This is a genomic window from Telluria aromaticivorans (genome assembly GCF_013003915.1).
GTDB classification, from domain to species: Bacteria; Pseudomonadota; Gammaproteobacteria; order Burkholderiales; family Burkholderiaceae_D; genus Telluria; species Telluria aromaticivorans.
The window spans coordinates 409,198-428,889 of sequence record NZ_JABAIV010000003.1; the positions used below are offsets into that span (position 1 = coordinate 409,198).

The 19,692-nt window shown below is 64.9% G+C and carries 18 protein-coding genes; 12 read left to right on the forward strand and 6 right to left on the reverse strand.

What is annotated here, in order from left to right; genetic code table 11:
* On the reverse strand, positions 1-777 hold the full coding sequence (locus HGB41_RS11140) for a transporter (RefSeq protein WP_171084211.1): 777 nt from the start codon (positions 775-777) through the stop codon (positions 1-3).
* Between the two features lie 206 nt (positions 778-983).
* Positions 984-3,650: an RNA polymerase sigma factor RpoD gene (rpoD, locus tag HGB41_RS11145; protein WP_171084214.1), complete on the reverse strand. Its 2,667-nt coding sequence runs from the start codon at positions 3,648-3,650 to the stop codon at positions 984-986.
* A 705-nt stretch (positions 3,651-4,355) separates the two neighbouring features.
* Between rpoD and HGB41_RS23830 the strand changes: the two genes are divergently transcribed.
* Both HGB41_RS23830 and HGB41_RS11155 read left to right on the forward strand, forming a co-directional pair.
* Positions 4,356-4,811, forward strand: coding sequence for a ProQ/FINO family protein (locus HGB41_RS23830; protein WP_371868514.1), 456 nt, complete (start codon positions 4,356-4,358; stop codon positions 4,809-4,811).
* Positions 4,812-4,821: 10 nt separating this feature from the next.
* Positions 4,822-5,415, forward strand: coding sequence for a 3'-5' exonuclease (locus tag HGB41_RS11155; protein WP_371868507.1), 594 nt, complete (start codon positions 4,822-4,824; stop codon positions 5,413-5,415).
* Here HGB41_RS11155 and HGB41_RS11160 read toward each other — a convergent pair.
* Complete coding sequence (locus tag HGB41_RS11160) at positions 5,412-6,155, reverse strand: class I SAM-dependent methyltransferase (RefSeq protein ID WP_171084219.1); 744 nt, start codon at positions 6,153-6,155, stop codon at positions 5,412-5,414. The genes HGB41_RS11155 and HGB41_RS11160 overlap by 4 nt on opposite strands.
* A 106-nt stretch (positions 6,156-6,261) precedes the next feature.
* On the opposite strand from HGB41_RS11160, the gene HGB41_RS11165 reads away from it, so the two are divergent.
* Together HGB41_RS11165 and HGB41_RS11170 are read left to right on the forward strand one after the other, a co-directional pair.
* Complete coding sequence (locus tag HGB41_RS11165) at positions 6,262-7,014, forward strand: c-type cytochrome (protein WP_371868508.1); 753 nt, start codon at positions 6,262-6,264, stop codon at positions 7,012-7,014.
* Positions 7,011-8,276, forward strand: coding sequence for a c-type cytochrome (locus tag HGB41_RS11170; protein WP_171084221.1), 1,266 nt, complete (start codon positions 7,011-7,013; stop codon positions 8,274-8,276). The genes HGB41_RS11165 and HGB41_RS11170 overlap by 4 nt, the downstream gene beginning before the upstream one ends.
* A gap of 19 nt (positions 8,277-8,295) precedes the next feature.
* On the opposite strand, the gene HGB41_RS11175 is transcribed toward HGB41_RS11170, so the two are convergent.
* The gene (locus HGB41_RS11175) at positions 8,296-8,715 is read right to left on the reverse strand and encodes an ANTAR domain-containing protein (protein ID WP_171084223.1); all 420 of its coding nucleotides are present in this window, start codon (positions 8,713-8,715) and stop codon (positions 8,296-8,298) included.
* Positions 8,708-9,211, reverse strand: a complete 504-nt coding sequence (locus HGB41_RS11180) for a GAF domain-containing protein (RefSeq protein ID WP_171084224.1) — start codon at positions 9,209-9,211, stop codon at positions 8,708-8,710. Before HGB41_RS11180 ends, HGB41_RS11175 begins: the two co-directional genes overlap by 8 nt.
* Positions 9,212-9,385: 174 nt before the next feature.
* Here HGB41_RS11180 and HGB41_RS11185 point away from each other — a divergent pair, with 174 nt between their 5' ends.
* The gene (locus HGB41_RS11185; protein ID WP_171084226.1) at positions 9,386-11,173 is read left to right on the forward strand and encodes a serine hydrolase domain-containing protein; all 1,788 of its coding nucleotides are present in this window, start codon (positions 9,386-9,388) and stop codon (positions 11,171-11,173) included.
* Positions 11,174-11,396: 223 nt separating this feature from the next.
* Here the strand turns inward: HGB41_RS11185 and HGB41_RS11190 are convergent, their stop codons facing one another.
* Positions 11,397-11,585, reverse strand: coding sequence for a hypothetical protein (locus HGB41_RS11190; RefSeq protein ID WP_171084228.1), 189 nt, complete (start codon positions 11,583-11,585; stop codon positions 11,397-11,399).
* Between the two features lie 368 nt (positions 11,586-11,953).
* Between HGB41_RS11190 and HGB41_RS11195 the strand changes: the two genes are divergently transcribed.
* From HGB41_RS11195 to HGB41_RS11225, 7 genes are all read left to right on the forward strand, one after another.
* A complete protein-coding gene (locus tag HGB41_RS11195) occupies positions 11,954-13,666 on the forward strand; it encodes a multicopper oxidase family protein (RefSeq protein WP_171084231.1) in 1,713 nt (570 codons plus the stop codon).
* A 48-nt stretch (positions 13,667-13,714) separates the two neighbouring features.
* Entirely contained in the window at positions 13,715-14,314 is a 600-nt protein-coding gene (locus HGB41_RS11200; protein ID WP_171084233.1) for an SCO family protein, read from the forward strand.
* Positions 14,315-14,559: 245 nt separating this feature from the next.
* A complete protein-coding gene (locus HGB41_RS23835) occupies positions 14,560-14,817 on the forward strand; it encodes a hypothetical protein (RefSeq protein WP_212760906.1) in 258 nt (85 codons plus the stop codon).
* A gap of 70 nt (positions 14,818-14,887) precedes the next feature.
* Complete coding sequence (locus tag HGB41_RS11210; protein WP_171084235.1) at positions 14,888-15,262, forward strand: BlaI/MecI/CopY family transcriptional regulator; 375 nt, start codon at positions 14,888-14,890, stop codon at positions 15,260-15,262.
* Positions 15,263-15,264: 2 nt separating this feature from the next.
* Positions 15,265-16,785 carry a M23/M56 family metallopeptidase gene (locus HGB41_RS11215; protein ID WP_171084237.1) on the forward strand — a complete coding sequence of 507 codons (1,521 nt, stop codon included), beginning with the start codon at positions 15,265-15,267 and terminating at the stop codon, positions 16,783-16,785.
* Between the two features lie 18 nt (positions 16,786-16,803).
* Entirely contained in the window at positions 16,804-17,538 is a 735-nt protein-coding gene (locus HGB41_RS11220; RefSeq protein WP_171084239.1) for a transglycosylase domain-containing protein, read from the forward strand.
* Positions 17,539-17,542: 4 nt separating this feature from the next.
* Positions 17,543-19,681, forward strand: a complete 2,139-nt coding sequence (locus HGB41_RS11225; RefSeq protein ID WP_171084240.1) for a TonB-dependent receptor plug domain-containing protein — start codon at positions 17,543-17,545, stop codon at positions 19,679-19,681.
* Positions 19,682-19,692: the final 11 nt, after the last annotated feature.

Here is a 19,692-nt window from a genome sequence, read left to right on the forward strand (position 1 = left end):
TTAGAGTTTGAAGGACAGGCCGACGGTGAAGGCCAGGTCGGGAGTACGGCTGTTCAGGCCGCGCGAGACCATCGCATCGACCTGGACGGTATCGGAGAGCAGGTAGGCGCCGCCCGCATCGAAACTGGCCTGGGTGCCGCCATCGACACTGCGGGCGATCTGCGGCATTGCCACTTCGATGAAGCCGCGCAGGCGCTCATTGATGGATTTGCCGAGCACCACTCCGAGGATCGCGTAGCGGTAACGGCCAGCGTCGCCGCGCTCGACGCCCACACCCGGCATCACGCCCAGCGACAGCTCGCCCGGCAGTTCCCACTCGCCCACCACGCGCAGCGACGGGCGCAGGCCCTGGCCGCGGAAGGCGCGCGAACCGCTGTCGAGGTCCGCGTGCAGCAGCACGCCGACCGAAGGCAGACTGCCCCCTGCATCCATTGCATGCCATTTCACCCCCAGCGAGGTGTCGGCATAGCCGGTTTCGGTGCCCCGCAGACCGCCTTCGGTATGGCGGGCGATCATGCGGCCATCGGTTTCGGCGCGCAATTCGAAAGTCTCGCCGATGCCGTAGCGCAGCAGGGTCGGCGTCGACACGGTGCGATCGCGCGCTGCACCGCTGCGGTCGCGCTCGAGCAGCAGGCTGGTTTCAACCTGCAGCCGGCTCTTGCCGACGACATTGCTGGACTCGACGAAATCGGGACGGTCAGTGGCGATCTCGTCCTGGGCGTGAACTGCGGGTGTGGCGCACAGTGCGAGCGCGGAGATGACGGCGAAGTGTTTCATTGGCTTCCAAAAGGGGACGGGCGCTGAGTGCCGCAGGACGATAAAAGTTGCCTTGAAGAATAATCGTTCGTTTAAGCTGCCTGCGTCAATATATGCATGCCACATCGTTTGCAAACAGCAAACGAAGCGTTGCTGATGAGCTGCATCAGGCGAAAAAAAACCGCCGGGTCGTCGACCGGGCGGTTTTTTACCAACTGGCAAAACTTTTAGTGATTGTGCAGGAAAGTCTTCAGCTTGTCCGAACGCGACGGCTGGCGCAGCTTGCTCATCGCCTTGGCTTCGATCTGGCGAATACGCTCGCGGGTGACGTCGAACTGCTTGCCGACTTCTTCCAGCGTGTGGTCGTTCGACATTTCGACGCCGTAGCGCATGCGCAGCACCTTGGCTTCGCGCGGGGTCAGCGAATCCAGCACTTCCTTGATCACGTTGCGCATCGACGCATGCAGCGCCGCGTCGAGCGGAGCCAGGGTGGTGTTGTCTTCGATGAAGTCGCCCAGCTGGGAATCGCCGTCCTCGCCCATCGGGGTTTCCATCGAAATCGGCTCTTTCGCGATCTTCATGATCTCGCGAACCTTGTTCTCTGGCATTTCCATCTTCAGGGCCAGGGTCGGCAGGTCCGGCTCGCTGCCGGTTTCCTGCATGATCTGGCGCGAGATGCGGTTCATCTTGTTGATGGTCTCGATCATGTGCACCGGCACACGGATGGTGCGGGCCATGTCGGCGATCGAACGCGTGATCGCCTGGCGGATCCACCAGGTCGCATAAGTCGAGAATTTATAACCGCGGCGGTATTCGAACTTGTCGACCGCCTTCAGCAGGCCGATATTGCCTTCCTGGATCAGGTCGAGGAATTGCAGGCCGCGGTTGATGTATTTCTTCGCGATCGAGATCACCAGGCGCAGGTTGGCCACGGTCATTTCGCGCTTGGCCTGGCGGGCGCGCTTCTCGCCGGCCGCCATCTGCTTGTTGATCTTGCGCAGGTCGGCCAGCGGCAGCGCCACGCGCGCCTGCAGGTCGATCATGCGCTGCTGCAGTTCCTTGATGGCCGGCAGGTTACGGTTCAGGACCGCGCTGTACGGATAGGCGCAGTCGACTTCGCGATTGCCCCATTGCAGGTCGGTCTCGTTGCCCGGGAAGACCTTGATAAAGTGGGCGCGCGGCATGCCGCAGCGGTTCACGCAGATATCCAGCACGGCGCGCTCGATAGCACGCACTTCGTCCATCTGGTGGCGCAGCGTGTCGCACAGCTTTTCCACGATCTTGGCGGTGAAGCGGATGCCCAGCAGTTCGGTCGAGATGATGGCTTGCGCTTCTTCGTACTCGTCCGAGCCGTAGCCGTCGGTCTTGAAGGCGTGGCCCATGCGGTCGAACTGCTTTTCGATCAGCGCGAACTTTTCCAGCGCGCTCTTGCGCAGTTGCGCGAGCTGCTCGGTCGAATAGCCGGCCGCGCCGCCGCCGACGGCGCCGTCTTCTTCCTCTTCCTCGACTTCTTCCTCTTCCTCTTCCTCGTCGTCGCCGGCGCGCGACGATGCGCTGGCCGGCGCCGCCACAGGGGCAGGCGTGGACGCGTTGTGGTCGACGAAGCCGTCCACCACGTCGTCGATCTTCATGTCGTCGGCGGCGATCTTGTGCGACAGCGCGATGATTTCCGAAATCGTGGTCGGGCAGGCCGAAATTGCCTGGACCATGTCCTTCAGGCCGTCTTCGATGCGCTTGGCGATCTCGATCTCGCCTTCGCGGGTCAGCAGCGAGACGGCGCCCATTTCACGCATGTACATGCGGACCGGGTCGGTGGTGCGGCCGAAGTCCGAATCGACGGTCGACAGCGCGGTGGCGGCTGCCGCTTCGACTTCGTCTTCGCTGGTCGCGGTCGGGACGTTGTCCGACAGCAGCATCATTTCGGCTTCCGGGGCGCGCTCGTAGATCGCGATGCCCATGTCGTTGAAGGTCGCGATGATGCCTTCGATCGCTTCCGGATCGACGATGTTTTCCGGCAGCTGGTCGTTGATCTGGGCGTGGGTCAGGTAGCCACGCTCCTTGCCCATGTTGATCAGGTTCTTCAGCTGGGTGCGGCGTTTTTCCAGTTCCGCTTCCGAGAAACCGGCCACGACCGCGCTCGGCAAGCCCTTGGCGCGGCGCTCGCGCAGCTTCGACGCGGCCTTCAGTTCCGAGCGCTCGATGGTGTTGAGTGCCGCGACTTCGTCGTTCTCCGGCACGAACTCGCTCGGCTTGCGGCCGCGGCGGCCCGGGACCTTGACTTGCGGCAGCAGGTAGCCGGTGGTGTCGATGGCGGCCAGCTTGGCGGCATCGGTGGTCGAGCTGACGGTGCCGACGGCGGTGGCCGGGGCGGCAACGACAGGCGCGTCGGAGCGGCGGCGGGTGCGCACGGCCTTCGGCGCCTCGACGGCGGGGTCTTCTGCCGGAGCAGGGACGGCTTCCACGGCGTCGGCCTGGGCCGATTCCGAGGTCGGCTCGGCGGCGGCTTTGAGCGCGGCGAGCTTCGAGCTGCGCTTGCGCACGATGACCGGCGGCGCGGCCGGGGTGGCCGCCGCGGCCGGCATGTAGTCTTCAGCCCCATCGGCGGCATCGGCGACCGGCTCGACGGCCGCTTCGTTCACGGCCGATGCCAGGTTCACTTCCAGCACGGCTTCAGTCGGCGCTTCAACTGCTTCCACCGCATCGACCGGCACGTCGTCGACCTGGGCCGCCTTGGCCAACGCCAGGCGCGAGCGCGTCTTGACCACCGTTACCTTGGCCGCTGCTTCCGTCTCGAGGAAGTAGGAGGTCGCGGTTTTCGGCACTGCCAGCTGCGCCGTTGCCTTGGCGGGCGCTTTTTTGGCGGTCAGTGTCAGTGTCTTGGCGGTGTTTTTCATAGTGAAGCTCTCTCCAGTCGAGGCGGGTGGACGCCTGCGAGGTCAATAATCCAGCGGGACCCGCGCACGGGTCGGATACGGGGAACGGAAGTGGCCCTAGCTGAGGGCGGGCAGGCGGACTTCAAGCACGCATTTCCTGCGGCCGCCGACGAGCGTCGGGAGGTGGCAGCGGGCAGGCGAGGAAATGGCAGTGTTTAAAATCACGGTATGCATGTCGAAACGAAAAAAAGCCCGTCGGATCTAACGGGCTTGCTTCTATAGTTCAGGGAACATAGAGGGAAGCGAGATTATGCCGTATTGCAAGAATTGGTGATAATTGATATATCCCATAATGGATATCACCGCGTTGAATATGACACCGCCTGTAGACTTCCCGTCAGGCCTGCGACAACGCAAGCCGTGCGCAAGGCAAGAGGCGGATCATACACGTTTTTCCCGCTGCACGCCGCCCGGCTGTGGCTGGGCTCGCAAGATTAATGGAAGAAGTACAATACGGCCGCGCTGGCGCACGGGCGCCGTGCTATCCTTCGCATTCCCGTTCTTACCATGAAGTCAATGAATACCATTACCGCTGCAGAGTCCGTCGATACCAACGCCCCCGCCACCCCTGACGTGCCTGCCGAGGCCTCTTCGCCATCCGCTGCCCCGGCAGCGGATGCCGCGGACGAGGCTGTTTCGGCCGACGCAGGGACCGAGGCCGCACCAGTGGCCGAGGCTGTTTCCACCGACGCCGCGCCTGCCACGGCTCCCGCCGCTGCCGCCCAGCCGGGCTCGGCCCGCGCCTTGCTCAAGCAGCTCCAGCAAGAGTTCCCGGCCTTCCGCGACTGCCTGCCGCTGGCAATCGGCATCGACAAGCAGCTGCTGGCGCGCATGCCCGGCCTGGACCGCAAGATCATGCGTGCCGCACTCGGCATCCACACCGGCTCGATGCGCTACCTGCGCGCGATGGAAAAAGCCAAGGTCCGCTACGACCTCGACGGCGCTGCCGGCGCCGAAGTGACCGACACCCATCGCCTGCACGCCAAGGAACTGCTGCAGCAGCGCTTCAAGAAGGAAGCCGACCGCAAGAAGGCCGAGCGTGAAGCAGCTGCCGAAGAAGAAGCCAATCGCCAACGCCAGGAAAAGCTGAAAGCCCTTGCTTCCAAGTTCTCCAAGAATTGAGCCGGCGCCGGTGAGCGCCGATCCGGAGCTGCTGCCGCCTTATGACGGCATCCGGCTCGCCGACGTGCGCCTGGTGCGCACGATGGCCGACGCCGAGGCGGCGCTGGCAGCCTTGCTGGCGGCCGACGTGATCGGCTTCGACACCGAATCCAAGCCCACGTTCGCCAAGGGTGAGGTCTCGACCGGGCCGCACCTGGTGCAGCTTGCGACCAACGACCTGGCCTATTTGTTCCAGATCGGCAGCGCCGCCAGTGCGCAGACCGCCCTCACTGTGCTCAAGCCGGTGCTGGAATCGGAGACTATTTTGAAAGTGGGTTTCGGCCTGGGCGACGACCTCAAGCGCCTGCGCGCCAAGCTCGGCGTCGAGACGCACAAGGTGCTCGACCTGTCGACGGCCCTGCGCCGTCGCGGCGAGCGCAATACCCTGGGTGCGAAGACGGCAGTGGCGCGCTTCTTCGGGCAGAAGCTCCAGAAGTCGAAACGCATCACCACTACCAACTGGGCCCTGCCGCAACTGAGCGACAAGCAGGTGCTGTACGCGGCCGACGATGCCCACGTGGCCTTGCGCATCTACCGGCTCTGGCAAGCCAATCCGCAGGCCTAGTCCTTCCCCTCGGCCCAGGCCGCGCGCTTCCTCACCACGAAATACGCTTCCGGATTGAGCATCGTGCCCAGCACCGGGAACGGGCTGGCGCTCGCCGTTACCAGCGAAAACTTCTCCGCGATCGCCTTGCGGAACACGCGGTGGTCAAAACCCATGTGCTCGTTGTGCACCTCGACGTCCGGCGGCAGGATGCCGACCGGGCGCTCTTTCGGCGGCATGCCGAGGGCCGCCAGCAGCACGTTTGTCAAGCGCGCGTCGAAGGCGCCATAGCGCCGGCTCATGCGGAACATGCCCTTGTACAGCGCCGGCAAGCCCACTTCGACCGGCACCCCGAACACCACTTCCGCATCGTTCTTCAGGAGGGAATCGACCTCGCCCAGCGACTTGGCGCGCATGCTCAAGGGGATGTGCTCGAAGACCTCCAGGCAGAACAGCACGTCGGCCTGCCCTTTCGGCAACGCATCGAACGAGGCGAAAAATTCGATCCGCGGCAGGCCGGCCAGCTCGCGCCGGGCTTCATCCAGCAGGTCCGAGCATGGCTCGTAGCAGATGATCGTGGCGTTCGGGTAGGCGTGGACCAGGTGCTTGCACAGCTCACCGCTGCCGGCGCCGAAATCGAGCACGCAGGTGACGGTTTCGCGCGCCTTCTGCGTGAAGCCCAGCGCGCTGTATAGGCGCTGGTGCTGCAGCCAGCGCTTGACCGGGTTCCTGTCCCTGAACACGCCTTCCGTATAACTCACACCCATGCTGCGCCCCGTTGGCCGAAAGGGAGGCGATTATAGCAAGGACGAGTCGCCACGCCTCCATCCGCGTTATCATTCCTGCATGCTGACTTCCGGTGTGTCCATGAGTGCTTCCCCTACGCTGGCCCGCGCCCTTGCCGCCTGCCTCGCATGTGGCTTATCCCTGGCCGCCACGGCGCACGCCATGGCCCCTTCGACCGTGCCCCAGGCAGTCCCCGACACCCTGGCCCAGCGCCTGGTGGCCTGCACGTCCTGCCACGCGCGCGTCGATGCGCGCGGCAACCCGGTCAACGACGTCTATTTCCCGCGCATCGGGGGCAAGCCGGCCGGCTACCTGTACAACCAGCTCCTGAACTTCCGCGAAGGCCGGCGCCAGTACCCGCTCATGACCTACCTGGTCGAGCACCTGCCCGACCCCTACCTGCGCGAGATCGCCGGCCACTTCGCGGCCCTGCCGCCCGCCGCACACGCCGCCACCGCTTCGCAGGTGACGCCGCAAGTCCTGGAACGCGGGCGCCAGCTGGTCTTCAACGGCGATGCCAGCCGCAAGCTGCCGGCCTGCGTGGCCTGCCATGGCCAGCGCCTGACCGGCGTCGAACCTGCCATCCCCGGCCTGCTCGGCCTGCCGCGCGACTACGTCAATGCGCAATTCGGCGCCTGGCGCAACAAGGCGCGCCGCGCCCATGCGCCCGACTGCATGGCCGGCATCACTGCCCGCCTCTCCTTCGAAGACGTGGCGGCGGTCTCCGGCTGGCTCGCCGCCCAGCCCGTACCCGCCGACCCCCGCCCCTCCCCAGCTGCGTCGATCGCGCGTCCGCTGCCGATCGCCTGCGGCAGCGCCCCGGAGGCGCCATGAAGAAGCGCATCGCCGTGCTTGTGCTGGCCGCCGCTGTGGCGGTGGCGCTGGCCCTCGCCTGGCCGCGCGACGAATTCATCGCGTCCACCTCGCCCGCGGCCTGGGTGGCCACACCTGAGAACATCGCGCGCGGGGCCTACCTGGCGCGCGCCGGCGACTGCGTGGCCTGCCACACCGTGCGCGGCGGCCCGGAATATGCCGGCGGCCGCGCGCTCGACACGCCTTTCGGCCGCCTGTACGGCCCCAACCTGACGCCCGACCGCGAGACCGGTATCGGCGACTGGACCGCCGACGAATTCTGGAACGCCCTGCACAACGGTCGCGCCCCCGACGGCCGCCTGCTCTACCCGGCCTTCCCGTACACGAACTACACCAGGGTATCGCGCCCGGATGCCGATGCGCTGTTCGCCTACCTGCGCAGCCTGCCGCCCGTGCGCCAGCCGAACAAGCCACACGAACTGGACTTCCCCTACAACCAGCAGGCCATGCTGGCCGGCTGGCGCCTGCTTTACTTCAAGCCGGCGGCTTTTACGCCGCAGCCTGCGCGCGGCGCCGAATGGAACCGCGGCGCCTACCTGGTCGAGGGACTGGGCCACTGCAGCGCTTGCCACAGCACCCGCAACCGCCTGGGCGCCAGCGGCGACACCCTGTCGGGCGGCCTGATGCCAAGCATCGGCTGGTACGCCCCCTCGCTGACCTCCGGCGCCGAAGCGGGACTCGGGGACTGGGACCAGGAACACATCGTGGCGCTGCTGCAGACCGGTATCTCGCCACGCGGCACGGCCACCGGCCCGATGGCCGAAGTGGTGGCGCGCAGTTTGCAGCACCTGTCGACGGGCGACGTCGGGGCGATGGCCACCTACCTGAAATCGCTGCCCCCGAACGCGGAAGCGGCTCCGGACAGCGCGCCGCCGCCAGGCAAGCAGTTGCTGGAAGAAGGCCGGCGCCTGTACGGCAGCTTTTGCGTGGACTGCCACGGCGCAGACGGCAAGGGCAAGCCGCCGGCCTACCCGCCGCTGGCCGGTAACCGCGCCGTGACGCTAACGCCGGCCGTGAACGCGATCCGGATCGTGCTCAATGGCGGCTTCCCGCCGGGGACGAAGGGCAACCCGCGCCCGTTTGGCATGCCGCCATACAGCCACGAGTTGAACGATGCGCAGGTGGCGGCGGTCTTGACCTATGTGCGTGCCAGCTGGGGCAATGCGGCGCCGCCGCTAGCGGCGCCTGACGTCAACCGCTACCGCAGCGTGCCGCTGGACTGATGGCCAGGCGGCGGTTGTACTACACGGTCGCGCCGTGGGCCCGCTCGCGCATGCCGTCGATCGTATCGATCACGTCGCGCACGCGGAAGGGCTTGATCAGGATGCGGCTGATGTCGCTCGCCCGCAGCAATTGCAAGAGTGTGGTATCGCAGGACCCGACCAGCACTGCGATCGGGATGTCGGCGGGGCTTGCGCAGCGGCCCAGCCGGATCTGGTGGACCAGGGTGAGTCCTTCACAGGTGTCGCCCTGCGGCGGCCTCTCGAGCGCGATCACCGCGCCATCGAAGCGGCGCAGTTCACATACCTGCTGCGCCGTCTGGTAGGTGGCGGCTTCGGTCACGTCGGCCGTCCCGAGGCCGCGCACGGTCAGCGAGACAGTCCGCCGCAACAGGTTGGAGGGCTCGACCAGCAGGATGCCGAAGTGCCTGTCCTTATTCATCGACCAGCGCCTGTGGCGACATCAGCTCGATTACTACCAGGTCGCGCAGGCTTTTCAGGATGGCCTGTTCGACCGGGTCGAGTACGCGTGGAACGGTATCGATGAGGCACAGCGTCCCGATCACCAGGCCGTCCCGGCACATCAAGGGGGCGCCGGCGTAGAAGCGGATCCGCGGCCCCCCGGAGACCAGCGGGTTATCGTGGAAGCGCGCATCCAGAAGGGCATCGGGCACCACCAGCAGCTCGCTGCTCCCCAGCGCATGGCTGCAGAAGGACATGTCGCGCGGCGTCTCGCAGGCGTCGATCCCGACCCGCGCCTTGAACCACTGCCGGTTGCTATCGACCAGGCTGATCAGGCAAATCGGCACATTGAACTCGCTTGACGCGAACTCGACGATCTTGTCCAGCCGGCGCTCGGGGGGCGTATCGAGCAGGAGCAGTTCATACAGCAAGGCAAGGCGGTCGGCCTCGTTGTCGGGCATGGGGGGCGTGATCATGGTGGCTGGCTTGAGGTGATTTGCTTCACCATAGCCTATTTTTGTCCTGTTCACTATCAAACGAGGCCTCCCCGTTCACGCCGCGCCGGTCCCGTATCGAAAACCGGCGGATTTCACCTTGATTTCACCGGCGCTGCCCTACCGTGCGTGTTCATCCACGTTAAAGAGTACGCCTTGAACGCCCTGATCCTCCTGCTGGCCCTCCTGCTGTTTTCGCCGCAGCTGCACGCGGCGCCCGACCTGGTGCCCCAGATAGCCACCCTGCTGCGCGAGCAGGGCCTCGAGGGCGCCGTATGGACCACGCTCGACGCGCACGGCGCGGCCGGCGCCAGCGACGCAGGCAGCAGCAACAGCAGCAACAGGCCGATGCGGGTGGACCACCGGGTGCAGGTCGGCTCGGTGGCCAAGACCGTACTCGCGGCCGGGCTGCTGCGCCTTGTGAGCCAGGGACGTCTGGGACTGGACACGCCGGTGTCCGCGCTGCTGCCAGGCATGGCCTTCGACAACCAGTGGGAAGCGAGCGACCCAGTGCGCATCCGCCACCTGCTCGATCACAGCGCCGGCCTGGACGACGCCCGCTTGTGGCAGGTCTTCAGCATGCAGCCGAAGGCGGATACGCCGCTCGCCGCTGCCTTCCCGCCCGGCCGCGGCCTGCTGCGCGTGCGCCACCGGCCAGGCACGCGTTTTTCCTACTCCAACATGGGCTATACGCTGCTCGGCATGGTCATCGAGCGCATCGCCGGCCAGCCTTACGAGCGCTACCTGGACGCAGCACTGCTGGCCCCCTTGGGCATGCACGACAGCAGCTTCGGCTTCGTGACGCAGGCCGGCGACCCGGGCCTGGCCATGGGGCATGTCGAGTACGGCGTCGTCCATCCCGCCCTGCCGTCTTACCTGCGCCCGGCCGGGCAGTTCACGACCACCGCTGCCGACATGGGCCGCTTCGCGCGCTTCCTGATGGGCGACGGCAGCATTGGGGGCGCACCCTTTATCGATCCGCAGCTGCTGCGCCGGATGGGCGAACCGCACGCGACCGAGGCGGCACGCGCGGGCCTGCAGGTCGGCTATGGCCTGGGCCTGCGCAAGCTCGACCGCCATGGCGCACTCGCCAAATGCCACAGCGGGAACACCATCGGCTTCCGGGCCATGCTCTGCCTGTTCCCCGATACGCAGCAGGGCTTCTTCATCGCCATCAATACCGACAGCGAAACCGCCGACTACGGCCGGCTCGACGCCCTGCTGGTCCGGGCGCTCCAGCCCGCGGCCAGGCTGCCGGCGGCACTGCCGTCGCCCGCTTTCGATTCCCGCGCCTGGGAAGGCTTCTACATTCCCGCGCCGAACCGCTTCGACAGCATGCGCTTCATCGACACGGTGGCCAACTTCCTGCATGTGAGCCGCGAAGGAAACAGCCTGCGCCTGAAGCCCTTCCAGTCCGCGGCGCTCGAGCTGCGCCACGTAGGCAGTGGGCTGTTCCGGGTGCGGGACAAACTGCTGGCCTCCCACGTGCTGCTGGTCTCGGCCGACGGAGAACGCATCGTCACGAGCGGTACGCAAAGCTACAAGAAAGTGCCGCTGATATACCTGCTGTCACTGTGGGCCAGTGTGCTGGCCGGTGTGCTGGGACTGGCTTACGTCATCGTCGCAGGCATCGCCCGCATTAGCCTGCGAAGGCTGTCGTGGCAGGATCCGCTGGCGGCGCCCATCGCCGGCGTCCTGGCCCTGCTGCTGCCGCTCCCCTTTTTCTACCGCCAGTCCTTCATTCAGCTGGGCGACCTGACCCTGGCCAGCGGCCTGCTGGCAGCCGTCACCGCCGCCTTGCCGGTGACGATGTGCATCGGGCTCGCCATCGCCCAAGGCCGGAAAGCGTGGAGGAGCGTGGAGACAGCCGCCATGCTGACCGTCCTGCAATGCTGCCTGGTGCTGGCGGATTGGCGCATGCTGCCGCTGCGCCTGTGGGCTTGAGGCGCATAGCGCTTGCAGCCACGTGACACTTGTCCCTGCGTGCCTCCATCGCAGCACGCACACCGGCTGCGCCACGGCCGGAATGCCGCCCCCCACAAAACCGCTGTGCAATTATGCAGACTCGGCAATGAATATATGCCTGTGCCGAAGCCAGATCGAATGTGCAGCCACGCTTCGATATCCCGGCGCGTAAAACGATTATAAAGATGAGGTTGCTTTATTTTTATGCGGCAGTCGCCAGACAATGCGCGCGCCAGTCAAACTGCAAGCCTCCGATGCGCGCGCCATGCTGCCCAAAGTCCACCGTAAACGATTGAATTGGAACGCTTTTAATATGATTCAAATCGACTGGCACATCGCGCAGCGCCAAAATAAAAGCTTGTTTCTCGATCGAAAGCCTTTTGAGTCTCATAAATTTGTTTTATTTTCCAGAAATTCGAAGCATCACCAAGAGCAAAAAAAATAACGAAGTGGCGCCTTGTCCACTTGACCATCTATTTAAATGCGAGAAGAATACTTGAACCAAACAACGAACTCAATGTCACCGACAAGAGAACGCATTTTGCAATAAAACAATTAAAATAAATTAATTTTCATAAAACTAATAGTTCCAATAATAAACAAGGGGTGTTCGCGTTTCCAGACGCAAGCAGAGAGACAGTCTACATACTGTCTCTCTGCCACCTGCCAAAATTAGTGGCAGGGCGGCGAAAGCCTGCATTCGGGAACCAGCCATCAAATGCATCGTCATTTTTATTCCCTTTCTATGTAGGAGGATCCATGATGTCCAAGAATAACCTGGCATGCACTTCCAATAGTCGTAGAAACCTTCTTAAGGGAAGTATTACAGCGGCAAGCGCCGGTCTGGTCAGTGCACAACTGGCTTCCGTATCCGCGTCGGCCGCGGAGAGCAGTCCCAAGACCAGGCCTTTCGTCGAACGCCTTCCCGTCTACGCACCAAAAACCACGGTGCCGGAGCTATCACCCCCGGCCCAAGCAGTCGCAATGGGAGAAGAATGCGGCCGCCAAGATCACCAGCGCTGGGCAGAGTTTTATGCCAGCAAATTCTATGAACTGCATGTTCGCGAGAACATGCATTCCTTTCATCCGGATCTTCCCATACAGCCGATCTGGGGCTATGACGGGATATTCCCGGGTCCGACTTTCGTTGCCAAATATGGTGAACCGGTCATTGTCCGGATTTATAATGAGCTCCCGCAAAACCATGTCGGCTATGGATCGCCGGAAATCAGCACCCATTTGCATAATCTGCATAATGCGTCGGAAAGCGACGGTTTCACGGGCGATTATTACAGCGCGCTCAAATTCGGCCCGACAATGAGCGCGCCGGGCAAGTACAAGGATCACCTGTACGCTAATTGCCTGGCCGGCTATGACGAGTACCACGAAACCCATGGCGATCCGCGTGAAGCGCTCGGAACGCTCTGGTATCACGATCACCGGCTGGATTTTACCGCGCCAAATGTTCACCGCGGCTTGTCAGGCTTTTACCTCCTGTTCGACGATATCGACTCGGGCAATGAATACGATACCAATCCAAAAGCCTTGCGCCTGCCAAGCGGTGTTGGGAAATACGATATTCCGCTGGTGTTCCATGACAAGCAGTTCAATGCGAAAGGAATCATGGCTTTCGACTCGTTTAATTCGGATGGGATTCTTGGCGATAAATTCTGCATCAATGGGAAAATCCAGCCCTATTTTGAAGTCGAAAGACGGAAATACCGATTTCGCCTGCTTGATGGCGGACCTTCCCGGTTCTATGAGTTCTACCTGAGCTACGATGGAAAGGACCAGTCGTTCACCTATATCGCTAACGACGGCAACCTGCTCGAAGCACCGCTGGTCATGAAAAAGGTCCGGCTCAGCCCGGCCGAGCGTGCCGATATCGTGATCGATTTCGCGGCGTTTCCCATCGGCGCCCAAGTCTTCCTGGTCAACAAGCTCGAGCAGACCAGTGGCCGCGGACCAACCGGGCAGATCCTGTCCGGAACGCAGTTGCTCCGTTTCGATGTCAAGGCTAATCCTCCCGTGGATGACGCCAGCCGCGTTCCAGATAAACTGCGCGAACAACCCCCACTTCCAACGGCTGACGAATTGAAGAGCATGCCGAAGCGGGTTTGGGAATTCGACCGCGGTAATGGCGGCTGGACGGTCAACGGAAAGCTGTTCAACGTCAAGCAGGTTGCGGCAAAGCCGCGCCTCGGAACGCAGGAACTCTGGATCCTGCGGGGCAAAGGCAACTGGTCGCATCCCATTCACATCCACTTCGAAGAAGGACGGATCCTTTCCAGGAACGGGAAGGCACCGCCGATCCATGAGCGCGGTCGCAAGGATGTGTATGTGATCGGACCTGGCGAGGAACTGAGACTGGTCATGAAATTCCGGGACTACACCGGAAAGTACATGATGCATTGCCACAATTTGACACACGAGGATCACGCAATGATGGTTCGGTGGGATATCGTCACTTGAACCGGCGCAAGCTGGATACGGATATTCGTTCAGAACAGGGGAAAAAGAATGAATGCGAAACGTTCGACCTTACTTACGTTACTGGCCAGCGCCGCGACATCGGCGGTATCGGCCACCACCGTGGCATGGGAAGCGGAGCGCCGATCGGCGGACACTTTCCGCGGACACTACTTTACCAATGCATCATTTGTCGACCACACCGGCAGGCACGTCAAATTCTACGACAATATCATTCAGGACAAGGTCGTGGTCGTCAACATGATGTACACCGCCTGCACCAGCGTCTGTCCGAGCAATACGGCCAACCTCCTGAATGTACAGCGGGCCTTGGGTAACAGGATGGGGCGCGACGTCCACATGGTCTCCCTCAGCCTGCTCCCGGAACTGGATTCCCCTTCCGCCCTGCGAGCCTATATGCAGCGCTATGGCGTCGGCCCCGGCTGGACCTTCCTGACCGGGACACGCGGCAACACCGACATCGTACGGCGCAGGCTGGGCTTTTATGACAGCGATCCCGCCGCCGATGCCGACCTTTTCCGGCATACGGGGATGGTCAGTATCGGCAACGACAAGATCGACCGCTGGTGCATGATGCCCGCCCTGACCGCGGCCGACCAGATTGTCCGCTCGATCGAGGAAATCGCCTGAGCGCGGCCAGTCAGCCGAGGCGCCTGGCGCCAATCCGCATCCCGGAGATTTACCGGGAGCGGCTCCTCTTCCCGCCAGTTTCGCCGCCGTCCGGATGACGCTGACACCTCGGCATCAATCGCATCATCCTGAACAGGACAGTGGACGCACTCGTCCGGGACAGATTACGCCAGCCGTGAACGTCCTGTCGCCCGCCGACCTCCGGCGCCGAAGCGGGACTCGGGGACTGGAACCAGGAAAACATCGTGGCGCTGCTGCAGACCGGCATCTCGCCGCGCGGCACGGCCACCGGCCCGATGGCTGAAGGCAAGTGCAAGTCGCCGGCCTATCCGCCGTTGGCCGGAAACCGCGCAGTGACGCTGACGCCGGCCGTGAACGCGATCCGGATCGTGCTCGCCAGGCCGGAAAGCCTGGAGGAGCGTGGAGACAGCCGCCATGCTGGCCGTCCTGCAATGCTGCCTGGTGCTGGCGGACGCCTGCTGCCGCTGCGCCTGTGGGCTTGAGCTGCATACGGCTTGCCGTCATGTGACACTTGTCGTATGATTGCGTCACCAGTCACACAACGAGGCCAACATGTCCATTCCTTCCGTTACCGAACTGACGCTGCTGAAATGCCTGTGGCGGCAACAGCCCCTGTCCGCCCGCGAACTCCACGAGCAGGCGGAGCCGGAGCTGCAGTGGTCGTATTCGTCCACCCGCAAGACGCTCGAGCGGATGGTGGAAAAGCAGATGGTCACCCTCAAGGCGGCACATGGCGTGAATGTGTACACCGCCGCCGTCGACAAGATCGGGACCCTGGCCGCCTTCACCCGCGATTTCGGGCGCCGCGTGATGGAGATGGACGCGCCGCTGCCGGTCAATATGTTCACCGGATCGAAGCTCGTGAATCCTGCCGAGCTGGCCGAGCTGGAGCAGCTGCTGCAAGACTGGCCCGACGCCAAGGAGTGAACATGACTTTCTCCCCTTTTCCTTTGCTGTTCCTGCAGGCGAGTGCCACCACCTTCATCACCTGCAGCCTGGCCTGGGCGCTGCTGCAGCTGGCGCGCCGGCGCTGGCCGGGCCTCGACGCCCGGCGCAGTCCCTGGCTGCTCGCCCAACTGGCCGGCGCCCTCACGCTGGTACTGGTGATGCTTCCCGGCTCCTCGCAACTGAGCCTGTTCGCGGCGGCGCCGCAGGCGGCCAATGCCGCGCCGGCCGTTCATGCGCCGGTGTTCGCGGTCATGGACCTGCTCCCGGGCGGCGCGGACGACCTGGCCGCTGACGACAGCCTGCCGACGCTCGCCTGGCTCTGGCTTGCCTGCTACATCGCCGGTGGCGCCTGGCATGCACGGCGCTGGCAGCGTGTCCGGCGCGAGCTGCGCGCGCTGGCATGCCTGGCGGAGCGCCTCGACGGCCTGGCCCTCCAGTCCCACCCCGCATTTGCCGGGCACCGCGCCCCCCTGCCGCCGGTTCTGGAAATCGATGCCCCGGTGTCGCCGATGCTGGCCGGCCTGCTCCATCCCGTCCTGCTGCTGCCGCGCCACATGCGTGATTTGCCGCCCGCGCAGCAGCAACTGATCGTGGCGCACGAACTGGCGCACCTGCAGCGCCGCGACCACCTGTGGCAACACGCAGGCAGTTTGCTGCAGCCGGTGCTGTGGTTTGTCCCGGCCGTGCACAGCTTCCACGAGCGCCTGCAGTGGGCGCTGGAACTCGGCTGCGACCGCGCGGTGCTCTCTAGCCGCCCGGACAGCGAACGTCGCAACTATGCCGCGGCCCTGCTGGCGCAACTGGCCGTGCAGGTCCGGGAAGGAACCGGCCTTCCGCAGCCAATGGGGCCGGCCTCGCTGGCCTTTGGCATGCGCGGCGGGCAGGCCGTGGCGCAGCGCATCTGCCTGATCCGCGACGCCCGGCCGGCGGCGCATGCGCCCTGGGCGGGCGTGGCCGCCCTGCTGCTGTTGCCTGGCCTGTGCGGCGCCAGCGTGCTGCTGCAGCCCCAGTTCGCGTGGAGCCAGGCTGCGCAAGGCGCGTCGCCGGCGCCAAGCGCAGCGAGGACCGGCGCAGTAACTGGAACGCCATGGCAGGCGCCGCTGGCGACACTGCGCGTGACCAGCGAATTCGGTTCCGTCAACCGTCCAGGCGGCAAACCCCACGGCGGCATGGACCTGGGCGCGGCGCGCGGTACGCCCGTGATGGCGCCAGCCGCCGGCAGGGTCACCGTCTCGACCGACCGCTACGAGGGCGGCGCGCGCTATGGCAAGGTCGTCGTCATCGACCATGCCGACGGCAGCAGCAGCCTGTATGCCCACCTGGACGGGCGCCTGGTCCAGGCCGGCGATGTGGTGCGCGCCGGCCAGCAGATCGCGCTGACGGGGGCCACGGGCAAGGTGACCGGCCCCCACCTCCACTTCGAGGTCTCGCGCCATGGCGCCCAGGTCGATCCGCAAACCCTGCTCGGCGGCACTGCGCAATCCCGGCGTCCTCACAACTGATCGCTTGAAAAGAGTCCGATGCCAGTCACCACGAAGAAAAAACTGCTGCTTGCACTGCCGGCCTTGATGCTGGGCTATCTCGCCATCGTTGCCTGCTGGGCCTGGGCCAGCTTCGATCCGGCCATGGCGGGCGCAGGCGTCCCGCCGGCCGGGCAGCTCTCGCCACGGCAAACCGCCATCCTGACGCTCGTCGAAGACCCGAACTTTTTTGAGCATCGCGGCGTCAGCCTGGCGAAAGGCCAGGGCCTGGCGACGATCTCCTCGGCCGTCGCGCGCGACGTCTACCTGTACGGCGCCCGGTTCAGCGGCACTGCCGGGGCCCTGCAGGCGCTCTACCGCGGCGTGTTCGATTGCTGCAAGAAGATCGACCTCGGGCGCGACCTGATGGCCGTGGTGCTCGACGCCAGGCTGTCCAAGCACGAGCAGCTGGCGCTCTACGTGTCCCAGGTTTACATGGGTACCCACGAAGGCCGGCAGATCAGGGGGCTGCCCCAGGCCGCCGAAAGCTACCTGGGCAAACCGCTGGACAGCACGACGATCGATGAATTCATCGGCCTGGTCGCCATGATCAAGGCGCCGAACGCCTTCCATCCACTGAAGCACCGCGCGGCCTACGACACCCGCGTGGCCAGAGTACGCGCCCTGGTCGCCGGCACCTGCCGGCCCGGCGGCTGGTTCGACACACAGCTTGAGCATTGCAGCCCGGGGCCGGCAAGCGCTGCAAGCCGCGTCCCCTCACCCACTCACGAATAACATTATGCGAACCATCCGAACCGGCAGCGCCTGCGCGCTGCTGCTGGCCGCGCACGCCTGTGCGTCTGCCCAGTCCACCCCGCAACCGATGCAGCAGGTCGTCATCAAGGCCGGCGCCGGTGACGGGCGCGCGCAGTCGACGACCACCAGCATCGTCGTCGGCCGCGACGAACTCCTGCGCCTGGGCGATTCGAGCCTGTCCGAAGTGTTGAAGCGGCAGCCTGGCATCACGGTCGATACCACCGCGGGCAAGGCGCCCGAGGTGCGCATGCGCGGCATGGGTGGCGGCTACGTAGCGATCCTGCTCAACGGCCTGCCTGCCCCCAGCGGCTTCTCGCTCGAATCGATCAGCCCCGACCTGGTCGAACGGATAGAAATCCAGCGCGCCGCCACCGCCGAGACCAGCGCCCAGGGCATGGCGGGCACCATCAACGTGATCCTGCGCCGCGCCGGCCCGGCCAAAGGCGCGACCGCCAACGAGGTCAAGGCGGGCAGCGCGCTTACCGCCGGGCGGCTGGCGCCCCAGCTGGTGGCCCAGCATAGCGGCCGCACCGGAACGCTCGCCTATTCGGTCAGCGCCACGCTCAGGCGCCACGTGAATCCGATTGCCGCCCTCACCCTGGAGGAAGGCGCCGATCCGGCACTGCTGCGCCGCACCGCATGGACCGACCACCAGGTGGAAGACTTGCTGGAACTGGCGCCGCGCCTGAGCTGGCAGCCGACGGCGCTTGATGTCATCACTTCGCACAGCTACCTGCGCAAGCGCCATATCGACAATGCCAAGCGCGAGGATGAAACCACCGACACCGGCGCACCAACCGCGTTCCCGCACGCCGACCATCGTTATGAAACGCGTCCGCTGAACGCCTATGCCGACCTGGCCTGGACGCGCAGGCTCGATACCGGCGCCCGGCTGGCCATGAAACTGTCGGGCTTCTACACGACGCGCGATGCCGCGTTCGAATACCGCGGACTGGACTTGCAGGACACCCTGCTCGCAACCCACTACGTCGCCTCCGGACCGGTCGAACGCGAATGGACCTTCAGCGGCAGCTGGCGCCGCCCGCTGTGGGGTAGCCACGCGCTGGCCGCGGGCTGGGAATTCGGCCGCAAGGCGCGCAGCGAATACCGCCGCGAACGGCGTCTTGATGCCGCAGGCGCCCTGCTGCTGCTCAGCGATGAAGCCTACCGCGCGACGGTAGCGCGCAGCGCTTTCTTCATCCAGGACGAATGGGATATCGCCGACGGCTGGTCCGCCTACGCCGGCCTGCGCCGCGAAGACCTGGCTACCCGCGGCGAAGGCAATGCCGACGCCCCGGTCGATGTCGATGCAGGCGCCTGGAGCCCGGTATTCCAGACGCTGTACAAACCGCAGCAGGCAGGCGACACGGGGCCGCGCGACGGGTTCCGCCTGGCCGTGAGCCGCACCTACAAGGCGCCCAACATCATCCAGCTGATGCCGCGCCGCTATGCAGTCGACAATAACAACAGCGCCACCAACCCCGACCAGCAAGGCAATCCGACCCTGCGTCCCGAACTCGCACTGGGCATCGACCTGGCCTGGGAACGCTTTTTTGGCAAAAGCGACATGCTCAGCGTCAGCGCTTTCCACAAGCGCATCCGCGACATCACGCTCACCCGCATCGATCAGAGGGATGGCCTATGGACCGCCATGCCGGTCAACGGTGGCGATGCAACAGTCAGCGGTATCGAGTTCGAGGGCAAGGCCACGCGCGGGGCGCTGTCGGCCCGCATCAACCTGGCGCGCAACTGGTCGCGGGTCGACGAGGTGCCGGGCCCTGGCAACCGCATCGAAGGCCAGGCGGCCTGGAGCGGTAACCTGGGACTGGACTACGCCGCGCCCACGACGGGCGTCGACCTGGGCGGCAGCTATACCTATCGCGGCCGGGTCGCCCAGCGCTCGAGCGCCCTGCTCTTCAGCGACAACGGCGCCCGGCGCCAGCTCGACCTGTATGCGTTATGGAAGCGCAGCAGCGACGCGCGGCTGCGGATGTCGGTGTCCAACCTGCTGCAGCGGGACCATAGCGAGCGCCTGCTGTACGCAGGCGAGCGCGCGCTGGCACGCACGACGGTCTACCGGGTGCGCCCGGTGTGGCGGCTGATGTGGGAGCAGGCCTTGTGATCCTGCCCGGC

What these genes read in the sequence shown, in the direction of transcription:
- HGB41_RS11200 (WP_171084233.1), top strand. Translation starts at nt 13,715, where the DNA reads ATGAATGCGAAACGTTCGACCTTACTTACGTTACTGGCCAGCGCCGCG.
- HGB41_RS11190 (WP_171084228.1), bottom strand. Translation starts at nt 11,585, where the DNA reads ATGAGACTCAAAAGGCTTTCGATCGAGAAACAAGCTTTTATTTTGGCG.
- rpoD (WP_171084214.1), bottom strand. Translation starts at nt 3,650, where the DNA reads ATGAAAAACACCGCCAAGACACTGACACTGACCGCCAAAAAAGCGCCC.
- HGB41_RS11170 (WP_171084221.1), top strand. Translation starts at nt 7,011, where the DNA reads ATGAAGAAGCGCATCGCCGTGCTTGTGCTGGCCGCCGCTGTGGCGGTG.
- HGB41_RS11225 (WP_171084240.1), top strand. Translation starts at nt 17,543, where the DNA reads ATGCGAACCATCCGAACCGGCAGCGCCTGCGCGCTGCTGCTGGCCGCG.
- HGB41_RS11175 (WP_171084223.1), bottom strand. Translation starts at nt 8,715, where the DNA reads ATGAATAAGGACAGGCACTTCGGCATCCTGCTGGTCGAGCCCTCCAAC.
- HGB41_RS11180 (WP_171084224.1), bottom strand. Translation starts at nt 9,211, where the DNA reads ATGATCACGCCCCCCATGCCCGACAACGAGGCCGACCGCCTTGCCTTG.
- HGB41_RS11140 (WP_171084211.1), bottom strand. Translation starts at nt 777, where the DNA reads ATGAAACACTTCGCCGTCATCTCCGCGCTCGCACTGTGCGCCACACCC.
- HGB41_RS11210 (WP_171084235.1), top strand. Translation starts at nt 14,888, where the DNA reads ATGTCCATTCCTTCCGTTACCGAACTGACGCTGCTGAAATGCCTGTGG.
- HGB41_RS11220 (WP_171084239.1), top strand. Translation starts at nt 16,804, where the DNA reads ATGCCAGTCACCACGAAGAAAAAACTGCTGCTTGCACTGCCGGCCTTG.
- HGB41_RS11215 (WP_171084237.1), top strand. Translation starts at nt 15,265, where the DNA reads ATGACTTTCTCCCCTTTTCCTTTGCTGTTCCTGCAGGCGAGTGCCACC.
- HGB41_RS11165 (WP_371868508.1), top strand. Translation starts at nt 6,262, where the DNA reads ATGAGTGCTTCCCCTACGCTGGCCCGCGCCCTTGCCGCCTGCCTCGCA.
- HGB41_RS11195 (WP_171084231.1), top strand. Translation starts at nt 11,954, where the DNA reads ATGATGTCCAAGAATAACCTGGCATGCACTTCCAATAGTCGTAGAAAC.